The organism is Paenibacillus terreus, assembly GCF_042138595.1.
Classification (GTDB): domain Bacteria; phylum Bacillota; class Bacilli; order Paenibacillales; family Paenibacillaceae; genus Paenibacillus; species Paenibacillus terreus.
In genome coordinates, this window is record NZ_JBHIRX010000016.1 from 113,637 (window position 1) to 135,891 (window position 22,255).

The 22,255-nt window shown below is 51.0% G+C and carries 19 protein-coding genes; 18 read left to right on the plus strand and 1 reads right to left on the minus strand.

Annotated elements, in window-relative coordinates; genetic code table 11:
* Nucleotides 1-66: 66 nt before the first annotated feature.
* From ACE5KN_RS23745 to ACE5KN_RS23785, 9 genes are all read left to right on the plus strand, one after another.
* Nucleotides 67-951, plus strand: coding sequence for an SDR family NAD(P)-dependent oxidoreductase (locus ACE5KN_RS23745; RefSeq protein WP_375527747.1), 885 nt, complete (start codon nt 67-69; stop codon nt 949-951).
* Nucleotides 952-1,135: 184 nt separating this feature from the next.
* On the plus strand, nt 1,136-1,528 hold the full coding sequence (locus ACE5KN_RS23750) for a hypothetical protein (RefSeq protein ID WP_375527748.1): 393 nt from the start codon (nt 1,136-1,138) through the stop codon (nt 1,526-1,528).
* A 161-nt stretch (nt 1,529-1,689) separates the two neighbouring features.
* A complete protein-coding gene (locus ACE5KN_RS23755; protein WP_375527749.1) occupies nt 1,690-3,063 on the plus strand; it encodes an amino acid permease in 1,374 nt (457 codons plus the stop codon).
* A gap of 206 nt (nt 3,064-3,269) precedes the next feature.
* Nucleotides 3,270-4,148 carry an AraC family transcriptional regulator gene (locus ACE5KN_RS23760; RefSeq protein WP_375527750.1) on the plus strand — a complete coding sequence of 293 codons (879 nt, stop codon included), beginning with the start codon at nt 3,270-3,272 and terminating at the stop codon, nt 4,146-4,148.
* A gap of 82 nt (nt 4,149-4,230) precedes the next feature.
* Entirely contained in the window at nt 4,231-5,505 is a 1,275-nt protein-coding gene (locus ACE5KN_RS23765) for an ABC transporter substrate-binding protein (protein ID WP_375527751.1), read from the plus strand.
* A 36-nt stretch (nt 5,506-5,541) separates the two neighbouring features.
* Nucleotides 5,542-6,432 carry a carbohydrate ABC transporter permease gene (locus tag ACE5KN_RS23770; protein WP_375527752.1) on the plus strand — a complete coding sequence of 297 codons (891 nt, stop codon included), beginning with the start codon at nt 5,542-5,544 and terminating at the stop codon, nt 6,430-6,432.
* Between the two features lie 15 nt (nt 6,433-6,447).
* Nucleotides 6,448-7,326 (plus strand): carbohydrate ABC transporter permease, encoded by an 879-nt coding sequence (locus tag ACE5KN_RS23775; protein ID WP_375527753.1) that lies wholly within the window; start codon nt 6,448-6,450, stop codon nt 7,324-7,326.
* Between the two features lie 404 nt (nt 7,327-7,730).
* Nucleotides 7,731-8,522, plus strand: a complete 792-nt coding sequence (locus ACE5KN_RS23780) for a TIGR00266 family protein (protein ID WP_375527754.1) — start codon at nt 7,731-7,733, stop codon at nt 8,520-8,522.
* Nucleotides 8,523-9,146: 624 nt separating this feature from the next.
* Nucleotides 9,147-11,390, plus strand: coding sequence for a helix-turn-helix transcriptional regulator (locus ACE5KN_RS23785; protein ID WP_375527755.1), 2,244 nt, complete (start codon nt 9,147-9,149; stop codon nt 11,388-11,390).
* A 98-nt stretch (nt 11,391-11,488) separates the two neighbouring features.
* Here the strand turns inward: ACE5KN_RS23785 and ACE5KN_RS23790 are convergent, their stop codons facing one another.
* Nucleotides 11,489-12,373 carry a carbohydrate ABC transporter permease gene (locus ACE5KN_RS23790; protein ID WP_375527756.1) on the minus strand — a complete coding sequence of 295 codons (885 nt, stop codon included), beginning with the start codon at nt 12,371-12,373 and terminating at the stop codon, nt 11,489-11,491.
* A 312-nt stretch (nt 12,374-12,685) separates the two neighbouring features.
* Between ACE5KN_RS23790 and ACE5KN_RS23795 the strand changes: the two genes are divergently transcribed.
* Genes ACE5KN_RS23795 through ACE5KN_RS23835 form a run of 9 tightly spaced genes read left to right on the plus strand, consistent with a single transcriptional unit; the run spans nt 12,686 to nt 22,250 of the window.
* Nucleotides 12,686-13,609 (plus strand): ABC transporter permease, encoded by a 924-nt coding sequence (locus ACE5KN_RS23795; RefSeq protein ID WP_375527785.1) that lies wholly within the window; start codon nt 12,686-12,688, stop codon nt 13,607-13,609.
* 21 nt (nt 13,610-13,630) lie between these two features.
* Nucleotides 13,631-14,275, plus strand: a complete 645-nt coding sequence (locus ACE5KN_RS23800; RefSeq protein WP_375527757.1) for a YesL family protein — start codon at nt 13,631-13,633, stop codon at nt 14,273-14,275.
* Between the two features lie 15 nt (nt 14,276-14,290).
* Entirely contained in the window at nt 14,291-15,802 is a 1,512-nt protein-coding gene (locus tag ACE5KN_RS23805; protein ID WP_375527758.1) for an extracellular solute-binding protein, read from the plus strand.
* 27 nt (nt 15,803-15,829) lie between these two features.
* A complete protein-coding gene (locus ACE5KN_RS23810; RefSeq protein ID WP_375527759.1) occupies nt 15,830-17,353 on the plus strand; it encodes an extracellular solute-binding protein in 1,524 nt (507 codons plus the stop codon).
* 46 nt (nt 17,354-17,399) lie between these two features.
* Nucleotides 17,400-18,554, plus strand: coding sequence for a glycoside hydrolase family 88/105 protein (locus ACE5KN_RS23815; protein ID WP_375527760.1), 1,155 nt, complete (start codon nt 17,400-17,402; stop codon nt 18,552-18,554).
* Nucleotides 18,541-19,893, plus strand: coding sequence for a glycoside hydrolase family 28 protein (locus tag ACE5KN_RS23820; protein WP_375527761.1), 1,353 nt, complete (start codon nt 18,541-18,543; stop codon nt 19,891-19,893). Before ACE5KN_RS23815 ends, ACE5KN_RS23820 begins: the two co-directional genes overlap by 14 nt.
* 15 nt (nt 19,894-19,908) lie before the next feature.
* On the plus strand, nt 19,909-20,799 hold the full coding sequence (locus ACE5KN_RS23825; protein ID WP_375527762.1) for a dienelactone hydrolase family protein: 891 nt from the start codon (nt 19,909-19,911) through the stop codon (nt 20,797-20,799).
* Between the two features lie 36 nt (nt 20,800-20,835).
* A complete protein-coding gene (locus ACE5KN_RS23830) occupies nt 20,836-21,807 on the plus strand; it encodes a pectinesterase family protein (RefSeq protein ID WP_375527786.1) in 972 nt (323 codons plus the stop codon).
* On the plus strand, nt 21,804-22,250 hold the full coding sequence (locus ACE5KN_RS23835) for a hypothetical protein (RefSeq protein WP_375527763.1): 447 nt from the start codon (nt 21,804-21,806) through the stop codon (nt 22,248-22,250). The genes ACE5KN_RS23830 and ACE5KN_RS23835 overlap by 4 nt, the downstream gene beginning before the upstream one ends.
* Nucleotides 22,251-22,255 lie beyond the last annotated feature (5 nt).

A 22,255-nucleotide genomic window follows, 5' to 3' on the forward strand; every position in this document is an offset into this window, starting at 1 on the left:
TCAATTATATAAGGATGTCCGACACAAGTCAAAGCTGAAGGCTAGGTTATAGGAAGGAGCAGACAAATGACGACAATACCGATTATTGTAATAACGGGAGCCACAAGTGGTCTGGGGCAGCTAGTTGCGATTGAAATGGCCAAGCGTGGGGGCCATCTTGTTTTGACAGCCAGAAGCAGAGAACGGGCTGAAGCCGCCATGAAAATAATAAATAAACAAATGCCTTCCGCTTCAGTAGATTTTTTTTACGGAGATTTGTCCTTGATGAAGGATGTCAAACGAATGGGGCAGGAGATATCAGCTGCATACCCGAGAATAGACGTGCTGGTGAACAATGCAGGAGTGCATGCGTTCGAGCAGCGGATAACGACCGAAGGGTTCCCTGAGATGATCGCCGTGAACTATTTAGCACCTTGGCTGTTGACGCACACTCTATACCGTTCATTATGTAATGCGGGAAATGCCAGAGTTGTCAATGTGGCTTCCGAGGCTTCACGGAATCATGGGGAATTCAAAATTCCTGAGGATTTAACGGATGTTTCTCCTTTTACCGCTAGAGGTTCATCTGCAATTTATGGCAAAACGAAGCTGCTAAATATTATGTTTAACGGTGAACTGGCACGCCAATGGGAAGGAACGGGGATAGTCGTAAATGCGCTCAATCCCGGGTTTAACGTTACAGGGCTTGGACGTGAGCTGTGGTTTGCATCCATGCTTGAGAGAGTATTGAAGTTACTGCATATTGGTGATCCGCGGCGAGGGGCTGACATCATTAGCCGATTAATCGCTGATCCGGAGTTTCAGAGCGTGACAGGGGGATACTTTAATGTCGGGTCCGGAAATCCTATCGTGCCTGTGCATCCCGGTGGAGATATGTCGATGCAAAATAAATTGTGGGATGCGACCAAGGAGTTACTGCAGCAACGGGGATTTCTTGAACCAGTGAATTAACTTGAGGCTCCTCTTAAGCAATAACAGTGAAGATCATCAAGGCTTGGCAGAATACAGTTCACGATGATTGTGTTTATATCTTGGTATCTACTAAATTCCACTATTTTACTAGAATATTTGTCCAAGCCTCCCTTGTCCAACTGCATAGAATACAGTATCTCAAACAAAGGGAGGCAACAATACGATGGCAAAAAAAATGCGTGTCAAAAACTATAGTGAAATTGTGAGAAAGGCTCCTAAGAAAGTGAAGGCCAAAGGCAGAGTTAAAATCAAGTGTTTTGGCAGCACTCCTTACTACAATAATAATAATAATAGCTTCTATAGTCCTGCTCCACAGCAGTATGGTTCTTCTCGTCCTTTTGCAGGCCCGTCGTTTCAACAACGCTTGTATGCGTGGGCCCTCGCAAGCATACCTGTAACCGTTAATCTGGGCAGCACCTCTTTTCAAGGGCGTATCATCAGTGTTGATGGCAATGGATTTGAAGCTTCAGTAGTCACACCACTTTCCTCAGGCCTTACAGCAGGATCTATCGTTTATGTTAACTTCGCTCAGGTTAGCGCAGTGTCTGCCTCTTAATACGATATATCAAAAACCAGGAAAGCTCGTTTCTTGAGCTTCCCTGGTTTTTTACATATCATTTCATATTGTATTCCCTCGATTTTTCCAGTAAAATTTATTGATGTAATTCTGCATTGCGTTAATGTGTATAGTATCATGGAGAGAAAAGAGGAAGCGGTTTGGAAACAGAGCAATTAAAAAGAGGATTGAAGCCCAGGCACATTGAACTGATTGCACTTGGGGGCACCATTGGGGTCGGGCTGTTCATGGGATCGGCCAGCACGATCAAGTGGGCGGGCCCATCTGTATTACTGGCGTATCTGCTTGCTGGTATCATCATTTTTTTCATTATGCGCATCATGGGAGAAATGCTGATTGTGGAGCCGGTGGCGGGTTCTTTTGCTACCTTTGCCCATAAATATATCAGTCCGCTCGCCGGTTTTGTTACGGCTTGGAGCTACTGGTTCCTGTGGGTGACGGTCGGCATGGCCGAGGTTACGGCCATTGGCATCTATGTGGGCTACTGGTTCCCGGATATTCCGCAGTGGATCCCGGCGCTGGCAGGTGTCCTGATCATCGCTGCAGCCAACCTGGCGGCGGTGAGATTTTACGGGGAGTTTGAATTCTGGTTTTCAATTATTAAAATTGCGGCCATTGTGTTCATGATTGTGATCGGGACAGGCATGATCTTTTTTGGGCTGGGTAATGGAGGACAGCCGTTCGGGTTGTCCAACCTGTACAGCCATGGCGGCTTTTTCCCTGGTGGGCTCAAAGGATTTCTGTTTGCGCTTTGCATTGTAACAGGAGCTTACCAGGGGGTAGAGATGGTCGGCATTACCGCAGGAGAGGCGGAAAATCCGAAGTTCACCCTGCGCAAAGCGATCAAAAATATCGTATGGCGCATTCTGATCTTCTATGTAGGCGCGATCTTCGTCATTGTCACGCTGTTTCCATGGAATGAAGTGGGCGAGACAGGCAGCCCGTTCGTATTGACCTTTGCCAAGGTCGGGATCGTGGCGGCCGCGGGCATCATTAATTTTGTCGTGCTTACGGCGGCCATGTCGGGCTGCAACAGTGGCATCTACAGTGCGGGGCGAATGCTGTATACGCTGGCCCGGAACGGACAGGCGCCCGCGTTTTTCGGCAAATTGTCCAAGGGAGGCGTGCCGCGCAACAGCATTGTCACGACGATTTCGCTGCTGCTGATCGGGGTGGCTTTGAATTATCTGATGCCGGAGTCCAAGCTGTTCCTGTACATTTACAGCGCAAGCGTGCTGCCTGGCATGATGCCGTGGTTTGCGCTGGCGATCAGCCAGTTCCGCTTCAGACAGCGCTGGAGCAAGGAGATGGCGGAGCATAACTTTAAATCCAAATGGTTTCCGGTCAGCAACATCCTGATTATCTTGTTCCTGCTGTTTGTCATTGCCGGCATGTGGTTCAATCCGGACACCCGGACCTCCCTGATCGTCGGGGCTGCCTTTATTGCCCTTGTTGTGATTGGTTATATCGTCTTCGGAATCGGCAAGCGTCAGCGTATTGATGAGCTGGAGTAATTCATAGTATTGGAAGGGGACTTCCCAAAAGTCATTAGATATGACTCAGGGACTGTCCCCTTTTTGTATAGCCGTTAGCACTAAGCCCAATGGCCCGATTTTACATGCATTAAACAATTTGTAAGACACAAGAGAGGGGGAGGTACACAGGATGCATAATTATAATAAGGTGGTATGGAAAGATAAAACAGGGAAGGATGGTTCGGATGGCAGCACCCACTTTTCTGGAGACTGGTCATATGCCGGAGGGTTTTCCTATTCATGTTATTCATACAGGCGAGGAATTTAACTTTGCTGCACACTGGCATGAAGAGGTTGAAATGGTGTTTGTACACGGTAAAAGGGGGCGTATCGGCGTTTACAACCAGGTTTACGAGCTGGAGCAGGGAGACGGGCTTATCATCAGGCCAGGGGATGTGCATTATTTTCTGCCTGGAACGGGGAAGTTGACCATTATCCTGTTTCGGATGGAACTGATATCCGGCAGCTTTATTGCGGAAAATGACCTGCTGCATACGAAAAAGCTGTTTAATAAAACTGCGGTCATACCAGCATGCCTAAGCAGGGAAAGGGAATTGGTCCGCTGTGTCGATGCGCTTGTTGCTGAGGCAAAGATCCGGGAAACCGGATACAGGTGGGCTATGGTTGCAAGATTGTATGATCTGATCGTGTGTCTGCTGAGAGCGAAAGCGCCTCGTGATGAAGAACCAATTGACGGCTGGCAGATTACGCCTTCCAAAAAGTTTGAGTTTATCGAAGCCGTGTGCAGCTATCTTGAGGAGCATTATGCGGAGAATATTAAGCTGGAGCAGATCGCAGAGCATATCAAATTCAGCAAATTTTATATTTGCAAGCTGTTCAAGGAAATCAAGGGAGTTACATTAATGGAGTACCTTAATCATTTTCGGATCATTAAATCGGAGTGGGCGCTGTTGTTCAGCGAGTCCTCCATACTCGACATTGCCGTAAACCACGGATTCAACAACATGAACTCCTATAACCGTCTTTTTAAAAAATATAATGGCTGCACACCCACCGAATTTCGAAAGAAGCATAAGACGATGAGCGCAAAATTTGAAGAATGAATAACAATATATGTGGAGAAAGCCCACCTCCAAATCAATATAATCGAATAAAATGAAAGCGTTTTCCAACAAGGAGGGGCTTATGAAGAAGTTTAAGCTGAACTATTCTCCGCTTGCGCTGCTTTTATGTTTGGCTATCGTATTATCCGGTTGTCAGCCTCAAGCCATGGCCGATGATGCAGACAACGAGATTACCGTCTGGAGTTTTACTGATGAGGCCGGTTATGCCATTGAGAAGTTTGAGCAAAAATATCCGGATATCAAGGTGAATTTCGTGAATATTCCGGGCAATTTTTATATCACCAAATTAAAATCCGCCCTGCAGACCCGTTCCAAAGCGCCTGACGTGTTCATGATCGAGAACGCGAACATCAGGGAAATGATCGATGTTCCTTATTTGCAGAATCTGTCAGAGGCCCCGTACAATGCGGACGATTTGCTGCCTGAGCAATATCCGTTTGTGCAGGGGAATGAGAAGGACAGCGAGGGCAATGTAAAAGCCATCGGTTATCAGGCCACCCCGGGCGCCATTTATTACCGGCGCGATCTGGCCAAACAGTATTTGGGGACCGATGATCCTGAAAAGGTCAGCGCCCAAATTGACACCTGGGACAAAATATTTGAGATCGGCGAACGTGTGCAGCAGGAAAGCGGGAATAAGGTCCATGCACTGGCCAACTGGAATGCGATTTTGAATTCATATGACGGAATTCCGTGGGTGAAGGACGGCAAATTTGTGATGAACGAGAAATATTTGCAGGTGCTCGACCTCGTACGGGAAGCAAGGCAGCGGAAGGTGCTGGCCGAATTTGAGGATGGCAGCGCAGGTGTGGCCGCTTCCATGCAAAATGGCGGAGTGATGTTCTATCCCGGCGCCACCTGGGCACTTCAGTATACGTTCAAGGCGAATGCGCCGGATACGGCAGGGTTATGGGGACTGGCCCAGGGTCCGACCGGTTTCAGCGCGGGAGGAACCTATATTGCGATGTACAGCAACAGTGACAAAAAGGATCTCGCCTGGAAGTTCATCAAGTTCTATAACTTTGACCATGAATTTCTGTCCGAGCTGGCCAGGGAGCAGGATTACTTTACAAGCAATATGGTTGTCAATGACCAGCTGGCGCAGACGGTAACGTCGGATTACCTGGGAGGCCAGAAGCATTTCGAATTTTTCTCGGAAGCAGCCAGGAAGGTCCCCGTATACGAAAGGACCAAATACGACACGATCATTAATAACGATATATTCAAAATTGTGCTCCAGCTGTATCTCAACAACGACATCCAGACGAAAGAAGAAGCCGTAGAGAGGATCAAGCGTGACGTGAAATTGAGGTTTCCCGAGCTAGAGGTCGAGTAAACGGTAATTCGAATCCGATGACGGGGGTACAAATCCATGTTTGCCAAATCCATACGCAAAGACCATTACGGTTATTACTTTATTGCTCCTTTTTTCATCATCTTTCTCATATTTGGACTCTATCCGATCCTGTATTCCCTTTATATCAGCTTCACCAACTGGGATGGAATCACTTCGCCCCAATTTGTCGGTATCGGCAACTATGTCGCAGTTCTGCAGGACCCCCTGTTTTACAAGACCCTGTTTAACACGCTGTTCATCTGGGGCATTTCCGTTGTTCCGCAGCTTACGGTATCGCTCGTGCTTGCATTTATCCTTAATGACAAGCTCCTGAAGGGCAGGAACTTCTTTAGAGCGGTTTATTTCTTTCCCAACATCGTCACGGCGGCTTCTCTCGGCTTGCTGGTCAGTCTCATTTTTGACTGGCAGTCGGGAGGCTTGAATCATTTTCTCGTACAGTCAGGCCTGATCCATGAACCTATCAATTGGAAAAATGATCCCTGGTTCATGCGGCTTATTGTGTCAGCCATTCTGTTTTTTCAATATTTCGGCTACTCCATGGTTATCTATCTGGCAGGTCTGCAAGGCATCGACCCGGCTCTGCAGGAAGCGGCTGCCATCGATGGTGCGCAGAAAAAGCATATTTTCCTGCACATCATCATTCCCATGCTGCGCCCCATCATCCTGTTTCAGATTATTACCTCCATCATTGGCGGCATTCAGATCTTCGATCAGCCGTTCACTCTGACGAACGGATCGGGAGGGCCGGACCGGGCGGCGATGACAAGCATTATGTATCTGTACAATGTCGCTTTCCAAAGCACGAGATTCGGTTACGGGGCGGCGATTGCATTTTGTCTGTTCATCATCATTATTTTGTTATCCGTCGTGTCTTTTGTCATGACGAACCGGAAGAGCAGATCATAAGGGAGGGGGCAATGTATGCAAACGGCTAAAACATTGGAGCAAAGTCTGGCTTATTCCCGTAAAGCCAGCACAAAAGGGCTGACGGCCGGTAAAGTGATCATATATTTTTTTCTTGTCCTGCTTGCCATCCTGTGTATCATCCCGTTTTATTTAATGATCATTTACGCCACCCATAACAATGCCACGATCGCATCAACATTCACTTTTCTTCCCGGACAGTTTCTCATTGAAAACTATGCCAATATGGCCTCCAAAATCAACATCTGGCGCGGCTTTGCCAACAGCCTGTTTATTGCCGGCGCTTCGACCGTGCTGTCTCTGTATGTCGGCGCGCTGACGGCTTACGGGTTCGCCAAGTATAAATTCAAGGGACGGAACTGGCTGTTCCTGTTCCTCCTTGCGACCATGATGGTGCCGGGGCAGCTGGCCCTCATCGGGATGTATCGGCTCTTCAGCACACTGGGCCTGCTTGACAGCTATGCGGCGCTTATTTTGCCGGCTGCGGCACATGCATTTAATGTCTTTTTTATCAAACAATTTATCGACAGCAGCGTGCCGGACGAAATTGTTGAATCTGCCAGGGTGGACAGCGCAGGGGAGTTCAGAACCTTCAATTACATTGTGCTGCCCATTCTGGGACCGGCCATTGCCGCTCTGGGCATATTTACGTTTATCGGCTCCTGGAACAACTTCCTTACACCGCTGGTACTGTTCTTTTCGCTGGAGAAATACCCGCTCCCCGTGCTGGTCGCGCTTGTTCAAGGATATTACGGGATGGACTATGGCCTGCTCTATTTGGGAGTTGCAATCTCCATCGTGCCGATCATTGTTGTGTTTGCGGTCTTCTCCAGGCAGATTATCGGCAGCGTGGCCTTGGGGGCGGTTAAGGGGTAGCGCACTTTGGCTGTTCTGAGGCGGTCCTGGGGTGCTACTAAGGTGCTCCTGAGGTGCTCCAAGAACAAAGCATTCCTACAATCGCTGTTATCCCCCAATTTCTGTTCATATTTTTAGCGGATGAAATTGGGGGATAAAGGCGAACGCTCCGCTTTTCCGGAATTGCTTCGTCCTTTCCGCTGCTGCGTGCAATCCCCAATTGTGAAATCCGTGCGTACCCCTTACTTTGTTGATTAATAAGAAGAAATCGCCATGCTGCTGCGATTTCTTGTTTGAAAAAGGTGAGGGCGTGGGTGAATTTCCTCTGTTCTTTGCATAAACGAAACAGATTTCAATGAACGAACGTATTGAACAATGTTGAATAAGTGCAAAGTAACATATGACGAGATCGGGGAGGAAATGAAATGGCGGCGCATGAGATTGACTATACGATTATGGGCGAAGAAATGCAGTGTGTGGAGATTCAACTGGATCCAGGTGAAAGTGTCGTGGCCGAGGCGGGCAGCTTCATGATGATGGATCAGGAAATCCGCATGGAAACTGTGTTCGGGGACGGCAGCTCCAGTCAGGGCAGTGGATTGATGGGCAAGCTAATGGGGGCAGGCCGGCGGGTGCTTACCGGGGAAAGCCTGTTCATGACCATATTCACGCATACGGGCGGTTCCGGGCGGCGCTCCGTCACCTTTGCCTCACCTTATCCGGGGAAGATCATTCCGATCGATCTGGTTCAATACGGCGGTAAAATCATCTGCCAGAAGGATTCCTTTCTCTGTGCGGCCAAAGGCGTCTCAGTGGGTATTGAATTCCAGCGGAAGCTGGGAGCGGGCTTCTTCGGTGGTGAAGGGTTTATTATGCAGAAGCTGGAGGGCGACGGTCTTGCTTTTGTACATGCAGGCGGTTATGTGATGGAGAAGACGCTGCAGCCCGGAGAAGTGCTGCGGCTGGATACCGGCTGCCTGGTGGCGATGACTTCCTCTGTGAATTACGATATCGAGATGGTGAAAGGGATCAAGTCGGCGCTCTTTGGCGGCGAGGGGCTGTTCTTCGCCACGCTGCGCGGTCCGGGCAGAGTGTGGGTGCAGTCACTGCCGTTCAGCAGAATGGCGGATCGCATTCTTTCCGCAGCAGGCAGCGGCGGGCGCAAGGAGGAAGGCAGTATCCTCGGAGGCCTGGGCAATTTGCTAGACGGCAGATAAGCTTCATTCAATGCGGGATGCGTAGGTGCGAAGGACAAAGGTCGAGAACAGCGGAATGCTTGCTCCTGTTCTTAGGCTTTTGACCAGATTGGAATTTTTTATGGATATCGACGATTGTATCTTGTGATTTCGTATTATCAGGTCAGCCAGAAACTTCTGGTTGGCCTAATTCTGTAGGTGCTTCAAGGCGTGAGGCAGTCGGGAGAATGCTCCTATTTCAGGGCAAAAACATTATTACTTCACTGTTATCTCACCAAATTCCTTAACCTGGCAGGGGCAATAAAGATCACTCAGCCAGGTTATGGCTTTAAGCAGGGGTATGCACGGGGCAGCGGAGAGGACGAAGCAATTCCGGAAAAGCGGAGCGTTCGCCTTTGGCACCAAATTTCTTCCTCTTAAAGAATAGTTCATTGAAATTTGGGGTCAACAGCGATTGTAGGAATGCTTCGTTCTCGGAGCGCCTCAGAACATACGAAAGGAGGACTTATGTCATTAGGCATTGCTGCCCACTTTTGTGTGTGAAAAATTCATGATCTGACGCCAAGTTCTTGAAGTTTATCATAGCTTCCTCACATTGGAAACGCTATAATTACATATAATTACACGTACCAATGGAGGATCGCAATGAAAAAAGGGGTTATGTTTTACAAAATTTTTATTCCGATTCTGGTTTTGGGCATTGGACTCGTCGCCAGCTTTGAAATATATATTTACTACCATACCATGAATTCCGTTGTTGACCGGTTGGCGGACAGCAAAGAGAGCTACATCAGACAAATCAAAAATAACCTGGAGCAAAAAATCCAAACGATTGAATACGCTTTCAGCACATACAGCACAACCCAATCCTTCAACGAGGTGGTCGAAAACCCCATCACCGAGAAGGATTTTGTCGCCTACCGGAACATCAATACACAGCTCAACTACATCGCTTCGATGGGTATGGAAGGAACGACCTATACGCTGATCAGCCTGAAGCAGAAATGGCAGCTATCGGACGGCAGTCTCTCTCATCTTACACAAGAGGATCTGGACCGTTTATATGATACATACATCAACAATCAGAAGCAGGGCCTATTCTGGCTCAAGACGGATACTGGCATTCGTTTTGTAAATACGCTGCCTGCTTTCTCCACGAAGAAGCAGGCGATCGCATTGTCGGATATTTCTTTGGAGACGCTTGACCGCATGATCAAGACCGGGGACCATCCAGCCGTCTTTATTGCCAACAGGCAGGGCGATCTGATGTATGAAACCGATCCGGGAGCAAACTCGTTAACGGCTGATCAGCTGCGTACGATCTCCAGCACAGCTGCCGCGCAGAAGGACGCGGGGATGCTTTCTCTGGCCCGTTCCAAGGAGGCGCCGTTAAAGGTGCTTTACGCCAAATCCGCTTACAACAATTGGACCTATATCACCCTGCTGGACCAGAAGGAAGTGAACGACGCCTTAAAGATGACCCGTTTCGGTCTCATTACGATGGGGCTGCTGCTGATGCTGTTTATCGCCGCGGTTGCTTATGCGATTTCCGTATATTTTACCAAGCCGATTCTGCGCATCAAACGCAGTCTGCCGGAGGACCCGCAATTTCCGTCCAACAATGAAATCGACTGGATCATTAACTCCATCGATTCGATTATTACGGAGAAGAAAAGCCTTGAAACGCTGGTTCAGTCGGAGCTGCCCCAGCTGGAGACGCAGCTGATCCTCAACCTGTTCCGTAACCGTGTCACCAGGGAGGAGCTGGAGCACAAATTACCGAGATTTGGTTATAACGTGCTGGGCAGCCGGGTGTATGTGACGATGCTTGTCCAGCTCGACAACCTTGGCAAGCGGGAGGCGTCCGACAAGGATGTCCTGCTGCTTGCCGTGAACAAGGTGGTGGAGGAGGTCATTCCGGCGGAACGGAGGCTGCTTCCGATCATCCTGAATGATGACACCCAGGCGACCATTGTGGCCTTTGCGGAAAACAACGAGCAGGAGATTCGGCGGCAGGTGCTGGAATATGCCAGAACGATGATCCGCACAGTGAAGGAGTATTTGCAATGCTCCATCAGCATCGGGATCAGCAAATCGTACGGCAACCTGCTGCAGAGCAAGGAGGCCTGTGAGATGAGCAAGCAGGCTCTGCACCATCGCCTGAATTTGGGCAAGGAGTCGATTATCTTTTATGAAGACATCACCAAGGTCGTCTCCGGTCCGGTGCTGCTGCATTATCCTGTGCAGCTGGAGACGCAGCTGTTTGACGCCATCCGGCTCGGGGATGAGGAGCAGGTGTCCCGTGCGCTGTATCCGCTGCTGGCGGAGCTGATGAAGCATAACAAAAATGCCGTCCATCTGGAGGTCACGCTCGTACGGCTCGTGAACAACCTCATTCAGCTGGAGCAGGTGCTGGGCATTGATGTGCTGATGACCCAGGACAATCACGCCTTGTACCAGCGAGTGCTGAGCATCCGCAATCCCGAAGAGGTGGAGCGCCTGCTTGTGGAGCAGGTGATTTTCCCCATGGTTCGCAGTATGAAGGAGAAGACAAACCAGCAGTTCCGCTCCCTTTCAGAGAAGATTGCCGCTATCGTGCGCGCCGAATACGACCATGAGCTGTCGCTCGAAATGATCGGCGACCGGCTGCATTATAATCCGAACTACCTGAGCAGCATTTTCAAAAAAGAATTCGGCACGACCTTCAGCGACTATCTGATGAATTACCGGCTGGATATGGCGAAGAAGTGGCTGATCGATACGGACATGACGATCAAGGAAATCGCCGAGCGCCTCCAGTATCAGAATCCGCAGAACTTTATCCGCTCCTTCCGCAAGAAGGAGCATGTCACGCCCGGAGCCTACCGGAAAATGAAGCAGGCCAACTGAGGCAATCAGAAACACAAAGAAGAAGCCTTTCGCTTCTGCAGATCCGTGCGGAAGAAAAGACTTCTTTTTCTTTTAAAAATCCTTCATCTAAAAAACCATCATCCTTTAACCGCTCCCAGCAGTGCGCCCTTCGTAAAGTGCTTCTGCACAAAAGGATATGCGATCAGCATCGGAACGGTAGCGATCACGATCACCGCCATTTTGATCGTTTGGGCCGGCGGAATGACATCCACGGAGGTGCTTTCCGCCTGCATGCCGCTGGAGACGATGACGATTTGGCGCAGCAGGATCTGAATCGGCCATTTGTTGGAATCGTTCAAATAAAGAATGGCATTCATATAGGTGTTCCAATACGTAACGGCATAAAACAAGGAAATCGTTGCAATGGACGGCAGCGCCAGAGGCAGCATGATCTTCAGGAACACACCAAAGTCTGTTGCTCCGTCCATCTTGGCCGATTCCTCCAGACTGTCGGGCAGTGCCTGAAAGAAGTTTCGCATAATGATCATGTTAAAGGCGTTGATGGCGACCGGAAGAATCAAGGACCAGTAGGAATCGATCAGGCCGAGGCTTTTCACCACCAGAAAGGTCGGGATCATGCCGCCACTGAACAGCATCGAGAAAACGACAAGAAAGTTGATGACATTTCTGCCGAGCAGATACTTTCTGGACAATCCGTAGGCCATAAATGCAGTAAGTACCATACTTACGAGCGTTCCCACCAGTGTCACGCCGACAGATACGCCAAGGCTTTTAAAAATGGTCGGTGTGGAAAGGATGTACTTGTAAGCATCCAAGGAGAATGTGGTAGGGAACAGAATGAACTTCTTGGCCACCACCTCCTGGGTTGAAGCGAAGGAGCTGGCGATCACATTTACAAAAGGCAGGAGACAGGTAAGGGCGATGAGAATGAGCAGTGTACTGTTTACCGCCGTGAAGATGCGGCCGCCCACAGTGTTTTTCTTTCTGAGTCGTTGTGCCATGCGTTATCCTCCCTGTATTCGTTTACATGTAGACTTTATCAGGAGCCTCCGGTTACGTACATAATCAGCTTGTGAGGTGTTGCCGTACGGACAGCAGAGGGCTTTCGGCAGCGGATAATCATGAGCTGATAAAGTAATCACCAGCTAAGGTAAGAAGTGCGGAAAGCCGCGGTATTACGGCTTTTTGCAAACGCTATCAATTAATGATTATGTACGGAATGCGGGAAAACACATACGCTGGAAGACGTAAACGGAGTGTCTAAAGGAGGTTGCCAAGTGAAGGCTTCAACAGCTACAGCAGTGGATGTGAAAATGGAAAAAAAGAAGAGAGCGGCCAGTCAATTCGTAAGTATCCGAAGAAACAAACTCCTGTATCTGATGGTTTTGCCCGGAGTGCTGTATTTTATCATTTTTAAGTATTTTCCCATGGGCGGCCTGATCATCGCGTTTCAGGATTATCAGCCATTTCTCGGTATTTTGGGCAGCCCGTGGGTCGGATTAAAGCATTTTATCCGGTTATTTACGGAGCCGACCTTTTTTATGCTATTGAGCAATACGCTGATCTTGTTTGCGCTGAATATTGTCATTTTCTTCCCGCTGCCTATTATTCTGTCCCTGATGCTGAATGAGGTGAAAAACCGGTATTTCAAAACGGCTGTGCAAACGGTCATTTATATTCCGCATTTTATGTCCTGGGTCATCATCGTTTCCATTTCCTATGTGTTCCTGACCGTGGACGGGGGTGTACTCAACGAGCTGATCGCCAGTCTGGGGGGTGAGAAAATCAGCTTCCTTACCTCACCGGAATGGCTGCGTCCGGTCTACATCGGGCAGATCATCTGGAAGGAGCTTGGCTGGTCCACCATCATCTATCTGGCGGCCATCACCGTTGTGGATACACAGCTGTATGAGGCGGCCGAGATGGACGGAGCAGGGCGGATACGGAAAATCTGGCATGTGACGCTGCCGGCGATCCGGCCGGTCATCATTACGCTGCTGATCCTGAAGATCGGCAGCACGCTGGACCTCGGCTTTGAGCATATGTACCTGCTGCTGAACTCGCTGAACCGCGAGGTTGCCGAAATTTTTGATACGTATATCTACACGGCGGGCCTTAAGAACGGCCAGTTAAGCTTCAGTACGACGGTAGGCCTGTTCAAGGGTGTCGTAGGTTTGATCCTGGTCGTCTTGTCCAACAAGCTCGCGAAAAAATTCGGGGAAGATGGCGTTTATTAATCAGGATGGGAAGGATGCGCGATGATCCAGTTTGTGGAAACTCTGAATCAATGGTGTATGCGCCTGCTGCGACTGGTGTATTTGAATCTGCTGTGGACACTGGCTGTCGTCCTGGGCCTTGGCATATTCGGTCTCGGCCCTGCGACCGCCGCCATGCTGAGCATCCAGCGGCAGTGGATTCGCGGCAATGAGGATGCGGCCATATTCCCCGCTTTTGTCCGATACTTCCGGGAGAATTTCAAGGAGGGGGTGCTGCTGGGGATCATCTACGGTCTTGCCGGATATGTGCTGTATGTTGATCTCCTGTATGTCTCCTCCTGGTATGTGCGGGTAGTCGTGCTGCTCGGCGTATTTCTGTACATGATTTCGCTTGCCTATATTTTCCCGCTGCTCGTCCATTACGATTGGAAGGGCATCGGATTCAAAATCCGGATGTCGTTTGTAATCGGATTCTCCCACCTGCAGTATACGCTTGTGCTGTTTGTGGCGATCGTCGTATCCGGGGGACTTATTTTGCGGTTTTATCCAGGAATTCTTACCTTTGCCGGAGCCAGCCTGATGGGCTATCTCGTGATGTGGATGACCCATCAGGTATTCACCCGGATGGAACGGGCGGCTGCGGCGGAGGAGGAAGATATAGCAGTATCCGTCTCACCAAAAATATAAAAAGGGGCAGTGAAGATGAAGGGAAAAGGTAAAAAAACGGCGGTTTTGTTCCTATGCTGCGCATTGCTGCTGACAGCCTGCGGCGGCGGTAAAAGCACGGGGGAGGGAACCGGGACTTATGATGAAAACGCAAAAGCAACCGTCACCTGGCTCAATATTTTGCACACGGCTTCTCCACCAACGGATACCGTATTGAACAAGATTGAAGAGAAAACAAACACAGACATTCAATTTTCCTGGATTCCGGACGCCTCGAAGGAGGAACGGATCAATACGGCCTTGGCTTCCAATTCCCTGGCGGACATCGTTACCCTGACGATTCTTGATAACTCCTCCGTCCGGAATGCGCTGAAATCCGGCATGTTCTGGGAGGTAGGCCCATATCTCGATGAATTCCCGAATCTGGCGAAGATATCTGAGGATACCCGTAAATCGGCATCCATTGGCGGCAAGCTGTACGGGGTTCCTTTCCAGAAGGATCTTGCCCGCAACGGGATTACCATCCGCAAGGACTGGCTGGATAAGCTCGGCCTGGAGCTGCCGAAAACGACGGATGACCTGATGGACATCGCGAAGGCTTTTACCGAACAGGATCCTGATGGTAACGGTGTAGCCGACACGACCGGCTTTGTGGACCGCAATGATCTGATCTACGGTGCCTTCAAGACGCTGGGCTCGTATTTTGGTGTGCCAAACAACTGGAAGGTCAGCGAGGATGGCAAAATGATACCGGAGTTTGAGACCCAGGAATACATCGATACGATGGATTTTATGAAGAAGCTATTTGACAATGGTTACATTAACAAGGATTTTGCCGTCACGGCCAAAACGGATCAGCAGCAAAAGTTTGCCCAAGGGAAAGCGGGTATTTATGTCGGAGCTTTATTTGACAGCAAAAACCTGCTGAATATGGCGAAGGGTGTGCAGGACAACATGGAGTTGGAAGTTGTCAACAATATTACTTCCACTGGCAATGAAAGCGACCTCGCGATCTGGGCGGCGAACAACGGCATCGGAGGACTCATTGCGTTCCCGAGATCGGAAGTGAAGGATGAAGCGGAATTGAAGCGCATCCTTAAATTCATCAATGACCTGATGGACGAGGATGTCTACGCACTGATGACTTACGGCATCGAAGGGACGCATTATACGGTGGATGCAGATAATGCGGCAACGATTACAGATACGGATTTGTGGCAGCAGGAGGTGCAGCCGTTTGCTTCCACCCGTCCCAAGGAGTTCGGCTATGACATCCATGATGCGGACCCGTTAAAGCAGAAATCCGATAAGCTGATCAAGGAAAATGCAAAACATGCCGTATTGAATCCCGCTTATTCGCTGGACTCGGAAACCTTCACCACACAGGGCTCAGAGCTGCAGAAAATCATTACAGATGCCACGTACAAGTATATTCTGGGTGAATCAAGCCTGGAAGATTTCAAGGCGTCGGTACAGACCTGGAGGAATTCCGGCGGAAACCGGATGATTGAAGAATATGAAGCCGCTTATAAGGAAGTGAACCCGTAAAACTATTTAAGTACAGGAGTAGAGCCTATGAAAAAAAAGAGCTTTAAGCGAACGTTAGCTATCAGCATGTCCGTTCTTCTGACCGGCGCTCTGGTTTTAACCGGCTGCGGAGGAGGTGCGGGCGAGAAGGGGGCAGACGCCAATCAAACCTACGACCCGAATTCGACCCTGTCCCTGACCTGGCTGAACATTCTGCACACGGCTTCTCCGCCGACGGATGTCATTCAGAAGAAGATTGAGGAATATACCAATACGAAGATCACCTTTAACTGGGTGCCCGACGCTTCCAAGGAGGAGCGCATCACAACGGCCCTCGCTTCGGGACAGCTGGCGGACATCGTTACCTTGACGCTGCTGGATAACTCGTCTGTCCGCAGTTCCCTGAAATCCGGATTATTCTGGGATGTCAGTCCCTACCTGGACGATTACGAGCACTTGAAGGACATCCCGCAGGAAGTAAGGAAAGCCGCCTCCATTGAAGGCAGGCTGTACGGCGTACCATTCCAGAAGGATTTGGCCCGGGGCGGACTGGTGATCCGCAAGGACTGGCTTGACCGCCTGGGGCTGAAAGTGCCGACGACCCTGGATGAGCTCTACGAGGTAGCCAGGGCTTTTACGGAGGACGATCCTGACGGCAACGGGAAAGACGATACGGTTGGCTTTGGGGACCGTTCCGATCTGAGATACAGCAGCTTTAAAACGATCAGCTCCTATTTTGGCGCTCCCAACGGCTGGAAAGTTGATGAACTGGGCAAGTTCACCCCCGAATTCGATACACCGGAGTATAGGGAAGCGCTGAATTATTCGCGGAAGCTGTATGAGAACGGGTATTTGATCCAGGACTTTGCGGTGACAGCCAAATCGGATCAGCAGCAGCAGTTTGCCCAGGGCAAGACAGGCATTTATACCGGGATGATTGATATCGCGAACCTGAAGAATCTGGCGAAGGGGATTCAGGACGGGATGGAGGTCGTGCCTGTCAACAAAATTTCAAAAGGCGACGGTCAGTATCATATCTGGTCCGAGGGCAATGGTGTCGGAGGGCTACTGGCGTTTCCAAAGTCAGAGGTGAAAACCGAAGCGGAGCTGAAGCGGCTGCTGCAGTTCGTGGACGATTTGATTGATGAAGAAGTGTACATGTATATGACCGGCGGCATTGAAGGCGTTCACTATGAATTCGACGAGAACGGGGCGTTCAAAAAGCTGGATCAGGATAAGTGGCAGGCGGATGTACAGCCATTTTCCAGTTCCAGGCCGAGTGAAGTCACCTACTCCTTGAAGGATGCCGATCCGGATAAAGATTTGGCCAATCAGCTGGTGAAGGAGAATGCGGAATTTGCCGTCCTTGATCCCAGTGTTCCGCTGGATTCGGCAACCGCCAATGAAAAGGGAACAGAGCTCGAAAAAATCATCACAGACGCCACCATCATGTATATCATGGGCCAAATTGATGAAAACGGATTCAAGCAGGCGGTGCAGAACTGGAAGAATGCCGGGGGGAGCCAAATCATCAGCGAATATGAGGCGGCATACAAAAGCTCGAATCCCTGAGAAGCGAAGAATACAATGACATAATCAAACCGGGGAGGGGAAGACATTGAATACACAGTGGGCCGTACGGACGGCTGATTCCATTATGCAGCGCACGCCAAGGCTGTATGAGGCGAGAGGGTATGACAGCAAGTGGTCCTATGATTACGGAGTTGTGCTGAAAGGCTTTGAGGCAATGTGGAAGCAGACGGGAGACCGGAAATATTTCCGGTTCATCCAGGATAACATGGACTATTTCATCCAGGAGGACGGAAGCATCCGCGGTTATCATCTGGAGGAGTATAATATCGATCATATCAACAACGGCAAGCTGTTATTTCCCCTGTACCGCGAGACCGGGCAGGAGAAGTATAAGAAGGCGGCCGCCTTATTAAGGGAACAGCTTGAGTCGCATCCGCGCACCTCGGAAGGGGCATTTTGGCACAAAAAGATTTACCCATACCAGATCTGGCTGGACGGCCTCTATATGGGATCACCGTTTTATCTGGAGTATCTGCTGACCTTTGAGAATGGTGAGGGGCTAGACGATGTCACGAAGCAGTTCATCCTGTGCGAGCGGCATACGAAGGATGAGGCCACAGGCCTGCTGTATCATGCCTGGGATGAAAAGCGTGTGCAGCCATGGTGCAATCCGGACACGGGACACTCCCCCAATTTCTGGGGGCGTTCTCTCGGCTGGTATGTGATGGCGCTGGCGGATGTGCTGGAGCTGCTGCCTGATAGCCATCCGGATTATGATACGCTGTGCCGCATCCTGCGGGATACGCTGACTGCTCTGCGCAAATATCAGGATGCGGCCACAGGTGTCTGGTATCAGGTGGTCGATCAGGCGGAACGTAAGGGCAATTATCTGGAGGCATCCGCTTCAAGCATGATCACGTACGCCATGGCCAAAGGCATTCGGCTGGGCGTGTTGAATCAAAGCTGGCTGGACCCGCTCGACCGCGCATTTCAAGGTGTTATCACCGAATTTGTAACGGAAACGAAGGAAGGGCTGATCAATCTGAATAAGAATTGCCAGGTCGCAGGCCTGGGCGGTGCCGACAAGAGAGACGGGACGTTCGCCTATTATATCAGTGAGCCGATTATAACCAATGACCAGAAAGGGCTGGGGGCCTTCCTGAAGGCGTGCTGCGAATACGAGCAGCTGAAGGACCCGGACGGACAGCAGATAGGAGAGAGCTCCAATGCAGGTGTATAACATAACAGATTATGGAGCGTCCCGGGATACCGGGGCGCTGGCCACCGCGGCCATTGCGGACACAATTGAAGCGGCAAGCCGGGCAGGGGGAGGCACGGTGTATGTGCCTGCGGGAACCTACCGGACCGGCGCCATTTTTCTGAAAAGCAATATCGAGCTGCACTTGAGCCCAGGCGCAGTGCTGTCCTTCAGTACAGAACCCGGAGATTATCCGGTGGTGGAATCCAGGTGGGAGGGGGTGAATCGCCAGGTTCATGCCTCCTGTATCTATGGGGAGAACCTGGAGAACATTTCGCTCACCGGATCGGGCACGTTGGAGGGAAACGGCCAGCCCTGGTGGGAGAAGCAGCGGAACGCGCCGGAGGATTTGCAGTTTCCGCGTCCCAAGCTGATCAGTTTCGATGGCTGCAGGCGGGTAACCCTCAAGGACCTGAACCTGCGCAACTCGCCGTCATGGACGGTGAACCCCATCCGCTGCAGCGATGTTACCATTGACAATCTGTTCATCTATAACCCCGCCGATTCCCCGAATACGGACGGCATTAATCCCGAATCGTGCTGCAATGTGCACATCAGCAACTGCAGTATTGATGTGGGGGATGACTGTATTACGATTAAATCGGGGACGGAAGACAGCGAGCAGCGCATTGCATGTGAAAATATTACGATAACGAACTGCACGATGGTCCACGGACACGGCGGAGTAGTGCTGGGCAGTGAAATGAGCGGCGGCATCCGCAATGTCACGATCAGCAATTGTGTCTTCCAGCAGACGGACCGCGGCATCCGGCTCAAGTCCAGAAGGGGACGGGGCGGCACGATCGAAGATATCCGCGTGACCAATATCGTCATGGATCAGGTTATCTGTCCTTTTATTCTGAACCTGTATTATTTCTGCGGCCCGCGCGGCAAGGACAAATATGTGTGGGACAAAAATCCGTATCCCGTCACGGAGGAAACGCCGTGCTTCAGACGCATTCATTTTGATCATATTTCGGCCCGCAATGTCCATGCTGCGGCTGGCTTCCTGTACGGGCTGGCGGAGCGCTATATTTCCGAAATTACGTTCACCAATATCGATATTTCCATGGCCGAACCGGCCATTCCCGGCCTGCCGGCGATGATGTCTGGCCTGGAAGAGATGCAGAAGCGCGGCTTTTATTTGGGCAATGTGCGGGACATTCTGTTCCAGCAGGTAACCATTGAGAATCATGAAGGGCCTGCCATTTACATTGAAAATGGGGAAGATGTGGAAGTCATCAACTGCCGATCGAAGAATACCGACAAACCGGAAAAGCTGGTGGAACAGGTGACCGTGACGCCGGCATCAACTTTGTGAACGGAGGTGGTGGGCATGGAGAAGGACTTGCTGCTGAGCTTATTGGGCGACCTCCCCCCGGAAACACCGATTTCGTCGGAAGTGCTGAGGCAGGAGGAGCAGGACGGATACAGGCTGGAATCCGTTTTGCTGGATCTTAACGGGCTGGAGCGGGTGCCCGCCTCAATTGCTTTTCCCTTAACAGGTGAGGGGCCTTATCCGCTGGTCGTGTTCAATCATTCCCATGGAGGAAATTATGCCAGCGGACGCAATGAGCTGATCCGCAGCAGCCCGTATCTGCAGCAGCCGTCATTCGCCTCGGTGCTGACGGGGATGGGATACGCGGTGTGCTGCATCGACATGTGGGGCTTCAATGAACGGGGCGGCAAAGCCGAAAGCGAGCTGGTGAAGGAAATGCTGTGGAACGGCCGGGTCATGTGGGGCATGATGCTTTATGATAACCGCCGGTTGCTCGACTATATGTGTACTCGCAAGGAGATTGATGCTGCACGGATCGCGACCATCGGCATGTCGATGGGCGGCTTGATGGCATGGTGGCTGGGGGCGCTCGATGAACGGATTGGGGTCGTCATCGACATTTGCGGACAGGTGGATGCCCACACGCTTATTGCCAAAAGAGGCTTGGACCATCACGGCTTTTATTCGTATGTTCCCGGGCTGCTGAAGCATTTCACCACATTGGATATTCAGAAAAGGATTGTCCCCCGTCCGCGCATGAGCTTGACGGGCAGGAATGACAGGCTGTGCCCCATCGAAGGGGTCGAGCACCTGGCTGAAGGGCTGGCGGCAGCATACCGTGAAGCGGGCAAGCCGGAGCATTGGCAGCCTGTGATCACTTCGGGAGGGCATATGGAGACGTTGGAAATGAGGACGGCTTGGCAGCGCTTTTTGGCCAGCCATCTATAGTTGGGGGATCATTGCTAGGGGGGAAATGCACGCATGATGCTGGTAGGAAAAGAACCCTTTTGTGATTTCGACACCATTCAGGCTGCCATTGATGCCTTGGAACGGAGAGATCCGCAGCAGCCGGCGACCCTGTATATTTTGCCAGGGGTTTATAAGGAGACAGTCCGCATTTACCGTTCATGGCTGCGTATGGTGGGGATCGGGCAGGTGGAGATCAACATGAACCGGTATGCCAAAGAGCTTGACGAGCATGGTGATGAAATCGGAACGTTCGCAACGCCCACTCTGTTTCTGGGAGGACGCCGACTGGTGCTGGAGAATTTGACTGTCTCCAATACAGCCGGGCAGGGGGAGGAGATTGGGCAAGCGGTGGCCGTATACGCGCATTGCGATGAAACGGTGTTCCGTAACTGCACCTTCAAGGGACATCAGGACACCCTGTTCACCGGGCCGCTGCCGCCCAAACCGCGGGAGCGGGCGAGCTTTGGAGGCATTCCGCTGCGCGAGCACCACGAACAGTACCGGCAGTTGTACCAGCATTGTTATATCGAGGGGACGGTTGACTTTATTTTTGGCGGGGCCACCGCTTTTTTCGAGACCTGCGAAATCCGCAGCCTGCGGCATACAGGTGGTCACCCGGGATATATCGCCGCCGCTTCTACGCCGCAAGGGCAGCAGTATGGCTATGTGTTCAAAAACTGCTTCCTGACCGCCGAGCCGGGAGTTTCATCCGTGTTTCTCGGGCGTCCGTGGCGGGAATATGCGAAAACCGTGTATGCCGGCTGCCGGATGGGCGGGCATATTCATCCTGAAGGCTGGGATAACTGGGGCAATCCCGCGAACGAGGAAACGGTTGATTACCGTGAATACAGCGCCCGGGATGCGGCCGCGCTGCGCACGATTCGTGTGCCTTGGGCGGGCTGCCTGGCTGCTGGGGAGGAGGCGTGGACCAAGCGTAAGGTCTTTGCCGGAACGGACTTTTGGCAGGATGGAGGGAATAGCCCGTGACGCTGCGAAAATGGGAGATCGGCATATGCTGGTTCGCTTCTGTACTGACGGCCATATTTGCAGGCGGATTTTCCATGGTGATTTGGCAGATGCCCATCGGCACCTTTGAAACGACGCTTTTCCCGCTGCTGCGGGAGAGTAACGGCAGTCTGTTGCTGCAGGAAAGCTATGAGGGAATGCGTACATTGGGGGCCTGGTTCGGCATCACGGTCATGGCTGTGCTGATCCTGGCGATTCTGGCCGGATTGTGCGGAGCCAGAAGCAGCCGCCTTATGGTGGCTGCTGTCTGTTATGTGCTCGCAGGACTATGCCTGCTTCTCGGCACCCAATACCTTGGCTTCCCGCTTTCATTTTGTTATTTTGTAGCCGCTGTTTTATGTATGATACGGAACAGACGACTGATTGCGGCGGACAATGAAAAGGAGAACCCTGAAACCTTATGAACAAG

Bases quoted from the DNA above. Each gene is read 5' to 3' on its own strand.
- ACE5KN_RS23745 (WP_375527747.1), top strand. From the start codon at position 67: ATGACGACAATACCGATTATTGTAATAACGGGAGCCACAAGTGGTCTG.
- ACE5KN_RS23750 (WP_375527748.1), top strand. From the start codon at position 1,136: ATGGCAAAAAAAATGCGTGTCAAAAACTATAGTGAAATTGTGAGAAAG.
- ACE5KN_RS23760 (WP_375527750.1), top strand. From the start codon at position 3,270: ATGGCAGCACCCACTTTTCTGGAGACTGGTCATATGCCGGAGGGTTTT.
- ACE5KN_RS23765 (WP_375527751.1), top strand. From the start codon at position 4,231: ATGAAGAAGTTTAAGCTGAACTATTCTCCGCTTGCGCTGCTTTTATGT.
- ACE5KN_RS23770 (WP_375527752.1), top strand. From the start codon at position 5,542: ATGTTTGCCAAATCCATACGCAAAGACCATTACGGTTATTACTTTATT.
- ACE5KN_RS23775 (WP_375527753.1), top strand. From the start codon at position 6,448: ATGCAAACGGCTAAAACATTGGAGCAAAGTCTGGCTTATTCCCGTAAA.
- ACE5KN_RS23780 (WP_375527754.1), top strand. From the start codon at position 7,731: ATGGCGGCGCATGAGATTGACTATACGATTATGGGCGAAGAAATGCAG.
- ACE5KN_RS23785 (WP_375527755.1), top strand. From the start codon at position 9,147: ATGAAAAAAGGGGTTATGTTTTACAAAATTTTTATTCCGATTCTGGTT.
- ACE5KN_RS23790 (WP_375527756.1), bottom strand. From the start codon at position 12,373: ATGGCACAACGACTCAGAAAGAAAAACACTGTGGGCGGCCGCATCTTC.
- ACE5KN_RS23795 (WP_375527785.1), top strand. From the start codon at position 12,686: ATGGAAAAAAAGAAGAGAGCGGCCAGTCAATTCGTAAGTATCCGAAGA.
- ACE5KN_RS23800 (WP_375527757.1), top strand. From the start codon at position 13,631: ATGATCCAGTTTGTGGAAACTCTGAATCAATGGTGTATGCGCCTGCTG.
- ACE5KN_RS23805 (WP_375527758.1), top strand. From the start codon at position 14,291: ATGAAGGGAAAAGGTAAAAAAACGGCGGTTTTGTTCCTATGCTGCGCA.
- ACE5KN_RS23810 (WP_375527759.1), top strand. From the start codon at position 15,830: ATGAAAAAAAAGAGCTTTAAGCGAACGTTAGCTATCAGCATGTCCGTT.
- ACE5KN_RS23820 (WP_375527761.1), top strand. From the start codon at position 18,541: ATGCAGGTGTATAACATAACAGATTATGGAGCGTCCCGGGATACCGGG.
- ACE5KN_RS23825 (WP_375527762.1), top strand. From the start codon at position 19,909: ATGGAGAAGGACTTGCTGCTGAGCTTATTGGGCGACCTCCCCCCGGAA.
- ACE5KN_RS23830 (WP_375527786.1), top strand. From the start codon at position 20,836: ATGCTGGTAGGAAAAGAACCCTTTTGTGATTTCGACACCATTCAGGCT.